The 14356-nt window shown below is 62.9% G+C and carries 14 protein-coding genes; 3 read left to right on the top strand and 11 right to left on the bottom strand.

Going from position 1 to position 14356, the window contains the following annotated elements:
* Positions 1-130 precede the first annotated feature (130 nt).
* Positions 131-1204 carry a recombinase RecA gene (gene recA, locus C9E81_RS03770; RefSeq protein ID WP_122110944.1) on the bottom strand — a complete coding sequence of 358 codons (1074 nt, stop codon included), beginning with the start codon at positions 1202-1204 and terminating at the stop codon, positions 131-133.
* Positions 1205-1446: 242 nt separating this feature from the next.
* Here recA and C9E81_RS03775 point away from each other — a divergent pair, with 242 nt between their 5' ends.
* Entirely contained in the window at positions 1447-2034 is a 588-nt protein-coding gene (locus C9E81_RS03775; RefSeq protein ID WP_122110945.1) for a sulfotransferase family protein, read from the top strand.
* Positions 2035-2059: 25 nt separating this feature from the next.
* Here C9E81_RS03775 and C9E81_RS03780 read toward each other — a convergent pair whose 3' ends face one another.
* From C9E81_RS03780 to C9E81_RS03810, 7 genes are all read right to left on the bottom strand, one after another.
* Entirely contained in the window at positions 2060-4180 is a 2121-nt protein-coding gene (locus tag C9E81_RS03780; RefSeq protein ID WP_243698477.1) for an ATP-binding protein, read from the bottom strand.
* Between the two features lie 91 nt (positions 4181-4271).
* Complete coding sequence (locus tag C9E81_RS03785; RefSeq protein ID WP_122110947.1) at positions 4272-5414, bottom strand: RsmB/NOP family class I SAM-dependent RNA methyltransferase; 1143 nt, start codon at positions 5412-5414, stop codon at positions 4272-4274.
* Positions 5415-5542: 128 nt separating this feature from the next.
* Entirely contained in the window at positions 5543-6964 is a 1422-nt protein-coding gene (dacB, locus tag C9E81_RS03790) for a D-alanyl-D-alanine carboxypeptidase/D-alanyl-D-alanine endopeptidase (protein ID WP_243698478.1), read from the bottom strand.
* Entirely contained in the window at positions 6961-7584 is a 624-nt protein-coding gene (locus C9E81_RS03795) for a nicotinate-nucleotide adenylyltransferase (protein WP_122110948.1), read from the bottom strand. Before C9E81_RS03795 ends, dacB begins: the two co-directional genes overlap by 4 nt.
* A 69-nt stretch (positions 7585-7653) precedes the next feature.
* On the bottom strand, positions 7654-8709 hold the full coding sequence (locus tag C9E81_RS03800) for a GGDEF domain-containing protein (RefSeq protein WP_122110949.1): 1056 nt from the start codon (positions 8707-8709) through the stop codon (positions 7654-7656).
* Positions 8706-9278 (bottom strand): heme NO-binding domain-containing protein, encoded by a 573-nt coding sequence (locus tag C9E81_RS03805; protein WP_122110950.1) that lies wholly within the window; start codon positions 9276-9278, stop codon positions 8706-8708. The genes C9E81_RS03800 and C9E81_RS03805 overlap by 4 nt, the downstream gene beginning before the upstream one ends.
* A gap of 78 nt (positions 9279-9356) precedes the next feature.
* Complete coding sequence (locus C9E81_RS03810; RefSeq protein ID WP_122110951.1) at positions 9357-9647, bottom strand: DUF3572 domain-containing protein; 291 nt, start codon at positions 9645-9647, stop codon at positions 9357-9359.
* Between the two features lie 208 nt (positions 9648-9855).
* On the opposite strand from C9E81_RS03810, the gene C9E81_RS03815 reads away from it, so the two are divergent.
* Both C9E81_RS03815 and C9E81_RS03820 read left to right on the top strand, forming a co-directional pair.
* Positions 9856-10269, top strand: coding sequence for a DUF983 domain-containing protein (locus C9E81_RS03815; protein ID WP_122111158.1), 414 nt, complete (start codon positions 9856-9858; stop codon positions 10267-10269).
* 2 nt (positions 10270-10271) lie between these two features.
* A complete protein-coding gene (locus C9E81_RS03820) occupies positions 10272-10961 on the top strand; it encodes an NUDIX hydrolase (RefSeq protein WP_122110952.1) in 690 nt (229 codons plus the stop codon).
* Positions 10962-11033: 72 nt separating this feature from the next.
* On the opposite strand, the gene C9E81_RS03825 is transcribed toward C9E81_RS03820, so the two are convergent.
* From C9E81_RS03825 to C9E81_RS03835, 3 genes are all read right to left on the bottom strand, one after another.
* The gene (locus tag C9E81_RS03825) at positions 11034-11804 is read right to left on the bottom strand and encodes an enoyl-CoA hydratase-related protein (protein WP_122110953.1); all 771 of its coding nucleotides are present in this window, start codon (positions 11802-11804) and stop codon (positions 11034-11036) included.
* 66 nt (positions 11805-11870) lie between these two features.
* Positions 11871-12329 (bottom strand): cytochrome c-type biogenesis protein, encoded by a 459-nt coding sequence (locus tag C9E81_RS03830; protein ID WP_122110954.1) that lies wholly within the window; start codon positions 12327-12329, stop codon positions 11871-11873.
* A complete protein-coding gene (locus C9E81_RS03835; RefSeq protein WP_122110955.1) occupies positions 12326-14290 on the bottom strand; it encodes a heme lyase CcmF/NrfE family subunit in 1965 nt (654 codons plus the stop codon). Before C9E81_RS03835 ends, C9E81_RS03830 begins: the two co-directional genes overlap by 4 nt.
* Positions 14291-14356 lie beyond the last annotated feature (66 nt).

Consider the following 14356-nt stretch of genomic DNA (forward strand, 5'->3'; position numbering starts at 1 on the left):
TTCTTCATCCCAATATCCTGGGGAGTCCGGCGCATCTCTCGCGCCGGACGGGGCAAAGCCCCCTGATCAAGAACAGCGCGCGGGGGCAAAGCCCCCGCGTTCCGTTGAACCCTTCACGGGTAGGGCAAGTTCAGTCCTCGCCCAGGATCTCGTCGTCTCCGGCCCCTCCGGTGCCGAAATCCAGCCCGTGGCTTGCCCGGATCTTGTCCTCGATCGCGAGCGCCGCAGCCGGGTTGTCGCGCAGATATTGCTTGGCATTCTCACGCCCCTGCCCGATCCGCTCGTCGCCATAGGAATACCAGGCCCCCGATTTCTCGACTACGCCGGCCTTCACGCCCAGGTCGATCAACTCGCCGACCTTGCTGATTCCCTCGCCATACATGATGTCGAACTCGACCTGCCGGAAGGGCGGCGCGACCTTGTTCTTGACCACTTTCACCCGTGTGGTGTTGCCGGTCACCTCGTCACGGTCCTTGACCGAACCGGTGCGGCGGATATCCAAACGCACCGAGGCATAGAATTTCAGCGCGTTTCCGCCCGAGGTCGTCTCGGGATTGCCGAACATCACGCCGATCTTCATCCGGATCTGGTTGATGAAGATCACCATGCAGTTCGACCGGCCGATGCTGGCCGTCAGCTTGCGCATCGCCTGGCTCATCAGGCGGGCCTGCGCGCCGACCTGATGGTCGCCCATATCCCCCTCGATCTCGGCCTTCGGGGTCAAGGCGGCGACCGAATCGACCACCACCATGCTGACCGCGCCGGATCGCACCAGCGTATCCACGATTTCCAGCGCCTGTTCGCCCGTATCAGGCTGCGAGATCAGCAGCTCGTCCAGGTTGACGCCCAGCTTGCGGGCATATTGCGGGTCCAGCGCATGCTCGGCATCGACAAAGGCGCAAACACCGCCCTTTTTCTGCTCTTCCGCGACTGCATGCAGGGTCAGCGTCGTCTTGCCACTGCTTTCGGGGCCATAGATCTCGATGATGCGGCCTTTGGGCAAGCCGCCGATCCCCAGGGCGATGTCCAGCCCGAGAGAGCCGGTCGAAGTCGCCTCGATCTCGGCCACCGGATTGTCGGCGCCCAGTTTCATGATCGAGCCCTTGCCGAATTGCCGCTCTATCTGCGCCAGCGCGCTGTCCAGCGCCTTTTGCTTATCCGCGCTGCGTTTGTCGTTCATGTCCAAGATGCTCGCCGTTGCCATATGTCCTGTCCTTATTTCACAGCCCCGCAAGCGGGGCAATCTGCCCGAGCGAAGAGATGTTCACTTCTTGTTCCTGTCCTTGAATGCGTTAAAATCAGCCATTTTTCAAGTCCTAACTCTCGCTTGCGGACGATTCGTCCACAGATCCTGGCACGAAATTTCCAAGAATATGTTTACATCCCGCCTTCCGCTGGATATCCCGGCGCGCGCCACCCCTCGGAAGGCCGTAGAAAGGTGTGACAATGCTGATTTTCTGGGATCAGAGACTGGTTTTTCTCGCCACCCCAAAAGCAGGTTCGACCGCAATCGCCATGGCGCTGGAATCGCTTGCGACAACGTCGATACAGCGCCCGGCCCTGATGAAGCATACCGATATCGCCACGTTTCACCGCCATGTCGGGCCATGGCTGAGGGCACAGGCCGGAGAGAGCTTCACCACGATCGCCCTGATGCGCGAGCCGGTGGAGTGGCTGCGCAGCTGGTACCGTTTCCGGCTGCGCGACGATATGGACGATCCGCTGCACCACATGGACGGCGTCAGCTTCGCAAGTTTTGCCGGCGCCTACGCCGCGAAAGGGGGGCAGGAATCCCTGGGTATCGGGAATCAGGCAGAGTTCCTGAGGCGTGACGGGCATATCGTCGACCGCATCTTTCGCTACGAAAACATCGGCAGCTTCGTTGAATTTCTGGAAGACCGGCTGGATTGCGCGGTCGAACTGCCGCGCGCCAACGTGCCCCCCGCTGTCGATGTCGAACTGTCGGCCGAACAGGAACAGGAGCTCCGCGTGGCGATGCAGGCCGATCTGGACCTTTATGCGACACTCGACTGAAACAGCCCGGACGACCCCGTTCCGGTCATGAGGAGGCCGGTTCCGTCTCTGCCGCACTTACCTGATCCTGAACGGTCTGGGCCAGTTCGACCAGCGTGAAGGGCTTGGCCAGAAACACCGCATTCGGCACCGGCTCCTGCCCTTCGGCAAAGACGTCCTCGGAATAGCCCGACATGAACACCACCTTGGTCACCGGTCGGTCCCTCAACGCGGCGCGGACCCATGCGGGACCGTTCATCCCTGGCATCACCACATCGGTAACAAAAACATCGATCTGCAAACTGCCGTCACGCAGCAGCGCCAGTGCGGCCTCGGCTCCGTCCGCCTCATGCACCTCATAGCCTTTCAGGCGCAGGGCACGGGCAGCAACGGCGCGCACGGATGCCTCGTCCTCGACCAGCAGCACGGTCGCAGGACGGTTCACGATGACCGACATGGCCCCCGTTTCCTGCTCCGTTTTCCGGGGATGGTCGACCGTCACACCGGGTTGCGCGGGCAAATAGACCGAAAAGCGGGTCCCCTCTCCCAACTCGCTGTCGCAAAAGATGTAACCGCCGCTCTGCTTGACGATCCCGTAGACGGTCGACAGCCCCAGCCCGGTGCCCTCACCCACAGTCTTGGTGGTGAAGAACGGCTCGAAGATCTTGTCCAGATGCTCCGGCGCGATCCCGTGGCCGGTATCATGAACACTGACGCAGACATAATCACCCCCGGGCAGCATGATCCCGTCACGCATTACCGGAGCCTCCAGCGAGACATTCTCGGTCTGCAACCCGATATCGCCGCCATCGGGCATGGCATCGCGGGCATTGACCACCAGGTTCATGATGACCTGTTCAAGCAGGCGGCGATCGGCACGGATCGCCATCAATGCCGGGTCGTGGCTGATCTGCAGCGCCACCTGCCCCCCCACCAGACGATTAAGCAGATGCGCCAGATCGGCCAGGATATCACGCAGATCCAGCCGTTCCAGCTTCAGCGTCTGCTTGCGCGAGAACGACAGGAGCTGCCCGACCAACGCTGCGGCTCGATTGGCATTCTGGCTGATCTGATCCAGATCGGCATAGTCCGGATCGGATTTGTCATGACGTAGCATCAGCAGATCACAATGCCCGCTGATCGCTGTAAGCAAATTATTGAAATCATGAGCGATTCCTCCGGCCAACTGTCCGATCGCCTGCATTTTCTGGCTTTGCACGAATTGCGCCTCGAGCGTTTTCATTTCGCTGGCATCAGTCAGCACCGCCAGCAGCCCCGGTAATCCGGAAGTGGCCGGCGACAGCGACATTTTAAAATACCGCTCGGTCCCCTCGCCCGCTCTGCCGGCCCCGCAGCGCAGGCGCAGCATTTCGGTCCGCGTCTCGCCGAACCCGCCTGTAAAGACATCGCCAAGCCAGTCACCAATAGGCCGCCCCGGCCCCTCCAGCAAGCTGCCGAGATGAACCGGTGACTGGGGCTTTTCGGGCAAGCGGCCCATGAACGCCCGCCGGGCGGCGGCATTGGCGCGTCGAATATGGCCATCCGGTGTCAGTTGCAGCAACGCGACAGGAAGCGCCTCAAACATGTCATCGCGCCCCTGATCGCCCGGATCGGCCATCATATCGGCAAGATCATTCGCCCCATTGGTCCGGTCACAGGACCATATCCGCAGCACCGAGTCCGGCAACTGGCGGACCGTCAGGGAAGCACCTTCATCCAATTCGATCTCGGCACTGCCCGCTTCGGCCATACGAATGGCCAGATCAGCCAGAACCCCCGCCGGATCGGCTTTGGCATGCGCGATCATGGCACTGATATCCTGCCCCGTGATGTCCCCGAATGCCGTGATCGACGCGACATTCTGCAAAAGCACCAGCCCCTCATGGTCGCTGATCCAGACAGGATCTGCCGCGGTCTCGACCTCTGCCCGAATCGCGGTCAGCGCCCGGCGCCGGGAAAGACCGCGCGACAAATGCGACACGGTGATCGCACCGCCAAGCCAGTGCCAGCAGACCGCAATCGTGGAAAGCACCGCCACTACCGCTCCGATTCCATGGCCCGGCAAAACCAGCAGCAACAGCAACTGAACAAGTCCGGGCAGCAGTAAAAAGGGCACCAGCCACAACGCATTACGGGGAATGCCAAGGCGTTCATCCAGATGGGCCATCCGGTCACACTTTCGAAAAGACAGACAGTTCCGGCATAGCAACCGAATCGTTAAAATTCTATTAATTGAAGGGAATGGAAATACACAACCCCTAGTTGCGCCGCAACAGCGCCATGAAAAAGCCATCGCTCGCAGTCAGGGGGGTCCAGCGCTTTCGGAAAACTTCGGAAAAACGCGAATCGCGATCCAAGAACGCCCCAATCGCATCCCCGTTCTCAGGCTCCAGCAGCGAACAGGTCATATAGGCCAGATGTCCGCCAGAATCGACGTGACGAGATGTAATATCGAGTATATGCGCCTGCGTTTCAAGCAACCGGTCAAGCATGGCCCGCGACAGGCGCCACTTCGCGTCCGGTATCCGCCGCCAGGTGCCGGAACCAGAGCAAGGAACATCCGCGACCACAAGATCGAATACACCCCGAGGTTGTGAAACCTGTTCTATGCGCGCGCCGGCCCGCGCCGCCCGGACTGGCAGATCACCCATCCGCGCGGGCTCCGCATCATGGGCAAAAAGCTGCAACCCGGGCTGGCGGCCAGCCAGCGCCAATGATTTGCCCCCGCCCCCCGCGCAGTAATCCAGCACCCGGTCACCTTCATGCAATGGCAGCGCCGCGCAGGCCAGTTGCGGCGACAGGTCCTGAAGCTCTACCAATCCTTCCCGATAGGCGCGGCTGCTATTGATGCGCCGCTCTGCCCCGGTAACGCGCAAGGCTTCGGGCAGGGCGGGCGATGCTTCCGCATCGATACCGTCCCGGGCGAGCATGGCAAGCGCATCGGCGGCAGTTCCGCGCAGCGGATTGACCCGCAGCCAGACCGGCGCACGCGCGCCCATCGCCGCCGCAACCGCATCGGCATCCGGACCGAGGGACTGACGCCATAACGGCAAGAGCCAGTCGGGCAAGTCCTCTGCATTGCCACCCCCGGCCACCCGTTCCTCGGCGGTCAACGGTTGAGGCGCATAGGTCGCACCGGTAAAGAACGCGTCGGGATCCTGCCCGGTCTCGCGGCAAAGCCCGATCATCAACCCGCGCCCGGACAGGCCGCCGCCAAGAGCCGCCAGACTGTTGCGTCGCCGCAGCGCCTCATAGACCAGATCGCGGATTGCCGCCCGATCTCCCGAACCCGCATACCGGCTGGCACGCGACCAGCGCAGCAGGGCCTGTTCGGCCGGACGCCCTGCAAGCACCTGGTCCAGCAGCCCGATGGCTGCGTTGATCCGCGCGGCGGGCGTCATCGCGCCGAAGGGCCAAACGCCCCCCTCACTCGGGTATCGAGGAAAGATATTTCCGGCGGAACAGTTTCATATGGGGATCGCATGGGCACGAACTTAAAGCATTCTCACGAAATGTGGATACGGGTTCTTCAACCGAACCGGGCGATCCAGCCTTCGATCAGGTCATGCTGCAGCCGCTTCGCCCGCTGTGTCCAGGTAATCACGCCCGCCGGCAAATCCTGCCCCTGTGTCGCCGCATGGCGCGAACCATCCTCGCACAGCGTCGCAAAGACCAGTCGCCGCCCAGAAGGCGCAACGGCGTAGCCGGCCAGATTCGAGACGAAATTCAGTGTTCCGGTCTTGGCAAAGACCGCGGCACTCCCGGCCACATCATCGCCAAGGGCATCGGCCAGCGGATCTTGCTTGAGCAGGTCGGGCAACCCGGCCTCCAGCCCCGGCCCGGCAAGCAGCCGCACCATCGCCGACGCCGTCACCCGGCTGTCGGCCGACAATCCCGAATGATCGACAAGCCTGAAGCCCTCGGTCAGACCCTGTGCGGCACCCCATTCCTGCATGGCCGCAGCCGATGCAGCCAGATCCGGTGCACCACTGGCATGCAGACCGATAGCTTCCGCGGTAAGGTTGGTAGAATAATACAGCATGTCTTCGGCAATCTTGCTCAGCGGCGGGCTGTCGTGACTGACGAGTTCCTCGGCCACGGGAAGCTTGTCGATCACCTCGGGCGCGGGCAGGACCAGTCCTCTGGCCCGGCACAGGGTCTGGAACACGTCACCGGCGTAAAGCTCGGGCTGGCGGACCGGCAACCAGCGGCTGCCCGCCCGGCCCATCGCGCTGCGCGAAACCGTCCAGACCTCGCGCCCCTCTTCGAAGCGATAACCAAACAGGTCCTGCTGTGCAGCGGGATATGCGGTGATCGTGTAGGCACGCGGCGAGTTCCTGGCCGCGCGCGCCTCCAGCGAGAGCTGATAACCGTCCCCCCCGCGCCGCCAGCCCAGATGCACCCTGTTGAAGTTCAGGATCATGCCCGACAGTGCCGGGTTGTAAGCCAGATGATCGGCCTGCGGCGGCGCGATTTCCGCGATACGCGGCAATGCGCCACCCCATACGGCAAAGCGCTTGGGCGACGTCTGCCCGGTTTTCACCAGTTCTTCCGCCAGCCCCGCCAGATCGTCGCTGGACAGCACCGGGTCCCCGGCGCCTGCCAGCACCAGCATGTCACCCGCCCGCAGAACCCGCGTCCGGAACCGGTGCGACGGACCTAGCCGATCCAAGGCGTAAAGTGCGGTGGCGATCTTGAGGGTGCTGGCCGGGGCCAGAGGCGCCGAACCCTCCCCGTCTTCCAGCATCCTTCCCGCCACGGGATCGAACAGCGCATAACAGACTCGCCCGGACAGCTCTGCGCGCGCGATCAGCGCCGCGCTTCCCGGCACCGGCTTGGCTGGCGGTCGCTGCGCAAGCCCCGGCATCAGGCCTTGCCCGGCCGCATTCCGCGCCGTCAGCCCTGCGGCGATCGCACCGCCCAGAACCGATCGTCTGGAAAACAGGCTCAATTCCTTGTTCCTTCTTTACCGGCCCGCCCAGCATGTCCCCGCCGGATCATCGTCGAGGAAAGGGGCGACATCGGCAGATTGAGCAGCACCCATGCAGGTGGTTCCATCATCGGCAACAGGCGCGCATAAGCTTCGGGCAACCGCCCCCCACGCATGATCTGTGCCGCCCGGGAGTGCCGTGCCGCCAGACGAGAGCCCGGCCGCGCCAATACACCGATGGGAACCCGTGCCGCAATCTCTTGCCAGCGATCCCATTGATCGAACTGCACCAGGTTATCCGACCCCATCAGCCAGACGAACCGCACGCCGGGGCAGTTTCGCTGAAGCCCTGCCACGGTGTCGGCGGTCATCTGCGTGCCCAGTTGCGCCTCGATATCGGTGATATCGACCCGCGGATCAAGCATCACGCGCCGGGCCGCCGCGATACGTTCAGCCATCGGGGCGGGACCATGGGCCTTCAGCGGATTTCCCGGACTGATCAGCCACCAGACCCGATCAAGCCCCAGCCTGCGCAGGGCGAACTCGGTAATATGCACATGTCCGTCATGGGCGGGATCAAAGGATCCGCCCAAAAGGCCGATGCGCATCCCCGGCCATACAAGGGGCGTTTTTACCTTCATCGGGCCGATTTAGCCTATCGGCAAAGCCATGCCAACGCAGGATCGAATTTTACGGCCTTCAGCACTGCCTCACTTGGCGGCCAATGCCGACGACGAGGTGGGGCGCGATGACCTGGCCGGAATCGTCACCTTCCCGCGCCCGTTTCTCTTGGAAGAGTAAAGCGCCGCATCCGCATCGGCCAGAAGCTGTTCGGCGGTGGGATTTTCATAATTGATCGAGATGGCCGCCCCGATGCTGGCCGAGACATGGCAGCAACCACCATCGAACTCCACTGGTTTCATGATTTTCCCGATAATGCGCTGCCCCAGCCTGCGCAACGAGGCATGCTTGGTTACTCCGTGCAGGATCAGCACGAATTCATCTCCACCGACACGGGCGGCAATATCGCTGTCCCGCGTGACCTCACCAAGCACATGTCCGACATGGCGCAGCACCTCGTCGCCAGCAGCATGGCCATGAAGGTCGTTCACCTCCTTGAAATGATCCAGATCCAGTTGCATGACGGCAAAACCCGCGCCAATCCGGGCCTCCTCGCAACCCCGCGTGGCGTCGAGCGCCATGTCCAGCGCGATTTCCAGCCCGCGACGATTCCTCAATCCGGTCAGGGAATCAGTCTGGGCCCGGATTTCAGCCTCGCAGCGCGCATCGTTCAGCAAAAGGTTGAAATGCGACAATTCCCGCATGACTTCGCGATTTGCCTCATAGAGGAACATGTATTCCATCGCGAGGCCGCCTGCCGGAAAATCCGCGTCATTCAACCTCAATACTCCGACGGCCTCAGGCAGGCTGATCCCGAAGCCCACGTTCAACAGGAACATGTCATCGGTCAGCCGCACCACCCGGCCACGCAGCCTGACCTGCTCCGACCCGGTCATGCGCATCTCGATCCGGTCATCACCCTGCGCCGCGAGTGCCAGAGCCTGCGCGACCGGCAGGTTCCCGGCCGGACGGGTCACAACGAAATCGTCACTCAGCAATCTTCGGTCACCGGATAACATCTTGCGGGCAGTCGGCCCTGCGCCCAGCACGAGCCCCTGCGCGCTCACAAGCAGATGCATCGGCAAAAGCAGTGACAACATCTCTGAATTCAGCACAAGCCGTGCCGGAGCAGCGTTTCCCTTCATGCCGGTTCCACTTCCGCCAGCCCATCGTCCTCGCCGGGCCAAAAACTGCGGCCCGAGGTGAATGCGCCATCCGAGATCTGCACAATCACCCTGTCATCATCGGTCCAGATCAGGCCCAAAACGCCATAATCATCCGCCATGCAGCGGATCAGCCCGGCGATGGCATGAAGCCATTCCGACTGATCGGATGGGATTTCGACCCGAAGGCAATCGCCGCCATCCTCGACGACCCGCATCTGGGGCATGGGCAAATCGGGAACGATCATGCGCATCCGGTCGGGCAGCAACTCCAGATTCAGCAGAAACTCGCGGAAATTCCGCCCCGAGAATCGCAGCAGGCGCCTGGTCCGCTCCTGTCGGGCGATCCATGCGCCAAGATCTTCAAGAAGATCGCTTTCGGTTTTGTCCAGAAACCGTGCCGCATCATCGATCAGATCCCGGCTATGCCGGTCGAGTATGAAATCTTGTTGCGATCCGGCCCCCGGGACATGGCAAGCCGTTCGGCATAACCGTTCGTTGTAAGTGTCGCGCAAGAACGACTCGATGGATTTTCTGACCAGCCAATGCATGTTCACCTCTGCATGACCGATCCATAACGCCAATCAGTAAAGGAACCGCAAACGCAGCCGATCGCGACAAAGCGCCGGTCAGTCGGGCTCCCATCCGTAGCTTCCCGGACCGCCAAGCGCCGTGCGCGCAGCCATCACCTCCTCGGGCCGGATCGCCAGCGCTTGCGCGAAATCCAGCACGCGGCTGTCATCCTCCAGCAGAAAGTCCAGGATATGCAGGCAAAAATCCGGACTCTCCGCCGCCTGCCGCAAGGCTTCGGGCTTCAGACCGCTGCCAGCCAGTAGCGCCGAGGCGAGTTCCGGCCGGTCCGCGATATGCACCAGCGCCCTGACCGCGAGTTCCCGTGCTCCTGCCACCGAATAGCTCATCCTTCAACCTCTCCGTCATCATCCGGCCGCGGCAATGCGGCACAGGGCCACAGCAAACACTGGCGGCGCGGGCGTCAAGCCATTATGCTGACCTTACGGGACCGGGCGCGCCGATCGCCGCCCTGCCGCGACGTCCCGGATCGGCCCCATGGGGCAATGCAGGAAACCCGGCCCACCGGCAAGGCGGATGGTGTATGGAGACAACGGAATGACCCAGACCGCAACGACCACATCCGGCGAAACTGAACGCCCCACGCGCGAGGCGATGTTGCGCGGTGCCCGCGGCCGTTGCCCGGCCTGCGGAGAGGGGCGTTTGTTCAGTTCGTATCTGAAGGTCGCCGACCACTGCCCGAATTGCAACGAGGCACTGCATCACCAGCGCGCCGACGACGGGCCCGCCTATCTGACCATCCTGCTGGTCTCGCATTTGGGCGCGCCTCTGCTGCTGGCCTGCTACATGGCCTGGCGGCCCTCGGCGATGACGATGATCCTGACTTTCGGAATCGGCGCGGTGATCCTGTCGCTGCTGCTGCTGCCCCGGATCAAGGGCGGTATGGTCGGGCTGCAATGGGCACGGCGGATGCACGGTTTCGGCTCTCCTCCGGAAATGGCTTCGTCGTGACGATGCAGGACAGCCCACCGATCCGCGATGCGGCAACGATCATCCTGCTCAGGCGAGATGCCGGAGGCAGTTCGGTGTTGATGGGAATGCGCGGTGCCAAGGCGGCCTTCATGCCGTCGAAATATGTCTTTCCGGGCGGGGCGGTGGATATTGCCGATGCCTCGGCGCCCCTTGCCCGCCCGCTTGGCGAAATAAGCCGGCGCCGCCTGCTGGAGGACCCCCGCGAGGGTCACGTCCCGGACCCTCATGCCATCGGAGCCGCTGCGCTACGCGAGTTGGCGGAAGAGACCGGCCTGCTGATCGGCACGCCGGACGGTCCCCGCAGTGACTGGCCGGGTTATGCCGAAACAGGGCTTAGCCCCGACGCATCGCAACTGCATTACGTGTTTCGCGCAATCACCCCGCCGGGGCGGCCACGCCGCTTCGATGCGCGTTTCTTCGTGGTGGATGCGGGCGTGATCACAGGTGATCCCGACGATTTCGGCCGCGCCTGCGATGAGCTGTCGCATCTGCACTGGGTTCCCGTGAGCGAGGCACGGGCATTGAACCTGCCATTCATCACCGAGGTCGTGCTGGCCGAAATCGCCGAGTTGACAGATTCCGTCGCCCATCACGATCCGTTGCCCCTGCCCGACACGGTGCCGTTCTTTGACAATCGCAGTAATGTGCCGCGTTTCGCGCAGATCATCTGAAGGGCATGACAACCAACGAGTTTGGTTCAGAACAGTTTTGCGCCCAGCAGGCCGGATAAGCCAGACGACTCCTCAGCGCCCCGTAAAGCGCGGCTTGCGTTTTTCAAGAAAGGCCGCAACGCCTTCGCGAAAATCGCCGCTGCGGCCCGCCTGCCCCTGCAGCCTGGCTTCCAGCTTCAACTGTTCATCCAGATCATTGCCGAAAGACGCCGAGACCGCCTGCCGGATCGCGCGATAGGCCGAACCCGGCCCCTGCGCCAGTTGATGGGCACGGGCCGCGACAACCCCGGCGAATTCGTCGTCGGGAACCGCTTCCCAGATCAGGCCCCAATCGGCTGCCCGGCGTGCGGGTATGGCGTCTGCGAACAGCATCATGCCCATGGCGCGCGCTATTCCGACGGCCCGGGGAATGGCCCATGTGCCGCCGGCATCCGGGATCAGCCCGATCCGGGTGAATGCCTGGATGAAATCCGCGCTTTCCGCCGCGATCACCACATCCGCGACCAGCGCCAGATTGGCCCCGGCCCCGGCAGCCGTGCCGTTCACCGCCGCGATCACCGGTGCGGAACAGTTGCGGACTGCATGCAGCATGGGTTCGTATTCATCGCGCAGGGTGGCCTCCAGGTCGCGGGCGGCATTCGCATCGGTCAGATCCTGCCCCGAGCAGAATGCCCGGCCCGATCCGGTCATCACCACGCAACGCGCCTCTTCCGGTAGCGATGTCAGTGCCTGCGTGATTTCGGCCCGCATCCGGCTGTTCAGCGCGTTCATCACCTTTGGCCGGTTCAGGGTCAGCGTCGCGATGCCGGCATCAATGCCGAATTCAATCGTTTCGAAAGCCATGATTTTCCCCTTGCTCCTTGCCATCATGATGGCGAATTTCGCGTGGGGGAAAAGCGCGACCCTGCGTCACTCGCGCATGATCTCGTCGAGGCGGGATTTTTCCGCTTCGCTCAACTCTGCCGCCGAGGGCGCCGCGCGGGACCGTCCGCGCATGAAACCCCAAGCAATCAACAGCCCCGCCAGCGCCATCACCGGACCGGCAAGCCACAGGATCAGGTTGCCGCCACGCACGCGCGGCTCGAACAACACGAATTCCCCGAAGCGATCGACCACTGCGTCAAGCACCTCGTCATCGCTGTCACCCGCCACCAGCCTTTCGCGCACATAAAGCCGCAGGTCACGGCTGATAGCGGCATTGGATTCGTCGATATTCTCACCCTGACAGATCGGGCAGCGCAGCTTTTGCGAGATCTCGCGGGCGCGCGCCTCCAGCATCGGATCGTCCAGCACCTCGTCAGGCTGAACGGCCAGCGCAGGGGACAGAAGCGCCATCAGCAGCGCGAGGATCACGAAAAGGCGTTTCATTCCGCGGGTACCGCCGCCATGGAACCGCGTTTCCTGGCACCGGCGGCGACGCGATAGCGGCGATCCGACAGGCTGATCACTCCGCCAAGCGCCATCAGGATCGCCCCGGCCCAGATCCAGTTGGCGAAGGGTTTCACATAGGACCGCACCGCCCATCCCCCGTCCTTCTGCGCATCCCCGATCACAAGATAGATATCGCGGAAGATGCCATTGTCGATCGCCGCCTCGGTCGTGGGCATGGCCTGCACCGGGTAGACCCGCTTTTCGGGACGCAGCGTGGCGACATGCCGTCCGTTCCTGGCCACATCCATCACTGCCATCGTCGACAGGTAGTTCGGTCCCTCGACCTCGTCCACCGTCGTCAGGGTGATCTGGTAGCCCGCGACATCGAAGGGCTCTCCGATCTGTGCCACGCGGATATCCTCTGTCTGCCAGGCGGTCAGCAGTGCCACCCCGATAAAGGTCACGCCAAGGCCCGAATGCGCCACCGCCTTGCCCCAATCCGCGCGCGGCAGGCGCAGCAGGCGCGACAGGCCCGATTTGCCGGTCCGGTGGATCAGTTCGGCCACCGAGCCACCGATAAGCCACGCACCCAGCCCAGCCCCGATGATCGCGATGGCGGAACGCCCGGTCGATACTGCAAAGACCAGCAGCACCATGGCCGCGGCAAATATCAATGCCCCGCGCAATGGACGTATCGCCCGCGAAGGGACAGCGCGCTTCCACGGCATGATCGCCCCGAGCGGCAAGGCTATGGCCAGGGCCAGCATGAACGGCGTGAAGGCCTTGTTGAAGAAGGGCGCACCGACCGACAGTTTCCGGTCCCACATCATTTCGGCGAAAAGTGGCCACATTGTGCCGATAAAGACCACGAAGGCCGACACAGCCAGCAGCACATTGTTGAGCACCAGTGCCCCCTCGCGCGAGACGGGGGCGAAAACCCCCTTCGCAGTCATCTGTCCGGCGCGCGCGGCATAAAGCGTCAACGCACCGCCGGTAAAGACGGCAAGGATGCAGAGGATGAAGACCCCTCGCGCCGGGTCGCTGGCAAAGCTGTGGACCGAGGTGATCACGCCCGAGCGCACGATGAAAGTGCCGATCATCGAGAAACCGAAAGCCATGATCGCCAGCAGGATCGTCCAGCTTTTCAGCGCCTCGCGCTTTTCGACCACGATGGCCGAATGCAGCAGCGCGGCGGCCAGCAGCCACGGCATGAAGCTGGCATTCTCCACCGGGTCCCAGAACCAGAACCCGCCCCAGCCAAGTTCGTAATAGGCCCACCATGACCCGAGTGCGATGCCGATGGTCAGGAACATCCAGGCCGCCAGCGTCCATGGGCGCACCCATCGCGCCCATGCCGCATCGACCCGCCCCTCTATCAGCGCGGCGACAGCAAAGCTGAAGGCCATGGAAAGCCCGACATAGCCCAGGTAAAGGAAAGGCGGATGAAAAGCCAAGCCCGGATCCTGCAGAAGCGGGTTCAGGTCACGCCCGTCGAAAGGCGGGTTCGCCAACCGCAGGAAAGGGTTCGAGGTAAAGATAATGAAGGCGTAAAAGGCCGCCCCGATCGAGGCCTGAACCGCCAGCACCCGCGCCCTCAGGCTGGGCGGCAGGTTGCCTCCGAATACTGCCGCCGCCGCACCGAACAGCGCCAGTATCAGCACCCAAAGCAGCATCGAGCCTTCGTGGTTCCCCCAGACTCCGCTGATCTTGTAAAGCATCGGCTTGGCGGTGTGGGAGTTTTCGTAAACCAGCTTCAGCGAGAAATCCGAGGTAACGAAAGCCACGGTGAGCGCGGCGAATGACAACCCGGTCAGCAGGAATTGCGCCATGGCCGCAGGGCGGGCACTGTCCATCCAGCCCGGCCATCCCCTTGCCGCACCGATCATCGGCACGATCATCTGATACAATGCCACGGCAAAGGCAAGGATCAGGGCGAAATGGCCGAATTCTGCGATCATGCGGGCGGTCCTCCGTATGGGCGCAGCATAGGGGCATGGAAAAAGGGGGGAAAGTCCCCCCTTCGT

Source organism: Paracoccus alkanivorans (genome assembly GCF_003697785.1).
In the GTDB taxonomy this organism is placed as follows: Bacteria; Pseudomonadota; Alphaproteobacteria; order Rhodobacterales; family Rhodobacteraceae; genus Paracoccus; species Paracoccus alkanivorans.

Coding starts and splice junctions, on each gene's coding strand:
- C9E81_RS03780 (WP_243698477.1), bottom strand. CDS start 4,180: ATGGCCCATCTGGATGAACGCCTTGGCATTCCCCGTAATGCGTTGTGG.
- C9E81_RS03775 (WP_122110945.1), top strand. CDS start 1,447: ATGCTGATTTTCTGGGATCAGAGACTGGTTTTTCTCGCCACCCCAAAA.
- C9E81_RS03805 (WP_122110950.1), bottom strand. CDS start 9,278: ATGCATTGGCTGGTCAGAAAATCCATCGAGTCGTTCTTGCGCGACACT.
- C9E81_RS03825 (WP_122110953.1), bottom strand. CDS start 11,804: ATGGCTTTCGAAACGATTGAATTCGGCATTGATGCCGGCATCGCGACG.
- C9E81_RS03810 (WP_122110951.1), bottom strand. CDS start 9,647: ATGAGCTATTCGGTGGCAGGAGCACGGGAACTCGCGGTCAGGGCGCTG.
- C9E81_RS03830 (WP_122110954.1), bottom strand. CDS start 12,329: ATGAAACGCCTTTTCGTGATCCTCGCGCTGCTGATGGCGCTTCTGTCC.
- C9E81_RS03815 (WP_122111158.1), top strand. CDS start 9,856: ATGACCCAGACCGCAACGACCACATCCGGCGAAACTGAACGCCCCACG.
- C9E81_RS03820 (WP_122110952.1), top strand. CDS start 10,272: ATGCAGGACAGCCCACCGATCCGCGATGCGGCAACGATCATCCTGCTC.
- C9E81_RS03835 (WP_122110955.1), bottom strand. CDS start 14,290: ATGATCGCAGAATTCGGCCATTTCGCCCTGATCCTTGCCTTTGCCGTG.
- C9E81_RS03795 (WP_122110948.1), bottom strand. CDS start 7,584: ATGAAGGTAAAAACGCCCCTTGTATGGCCGGGGATGCGCATCGGCCTT.
- C9E81_RS03800 (WP_122110949.1), bottom strand. CDS start 8,709: ATGAAGGGAAACGCTGCTCCGGCACGGCTTGTGCTGAATTCAGAGATG.
- C9E81_RS03785 (WP_122110947.1), bottom strand. CDS start 5,414: ATGACGCCCGCCGCGCGGATCAACGCAGCCATCGGGCTGCTGGACCAG.
- recA (WP_122110944.1), bottom strand. CDS start 1,204: ATGGCAACGGCGAGCATCTTGGACATGAACGACAAACGCAGCGCGGAT.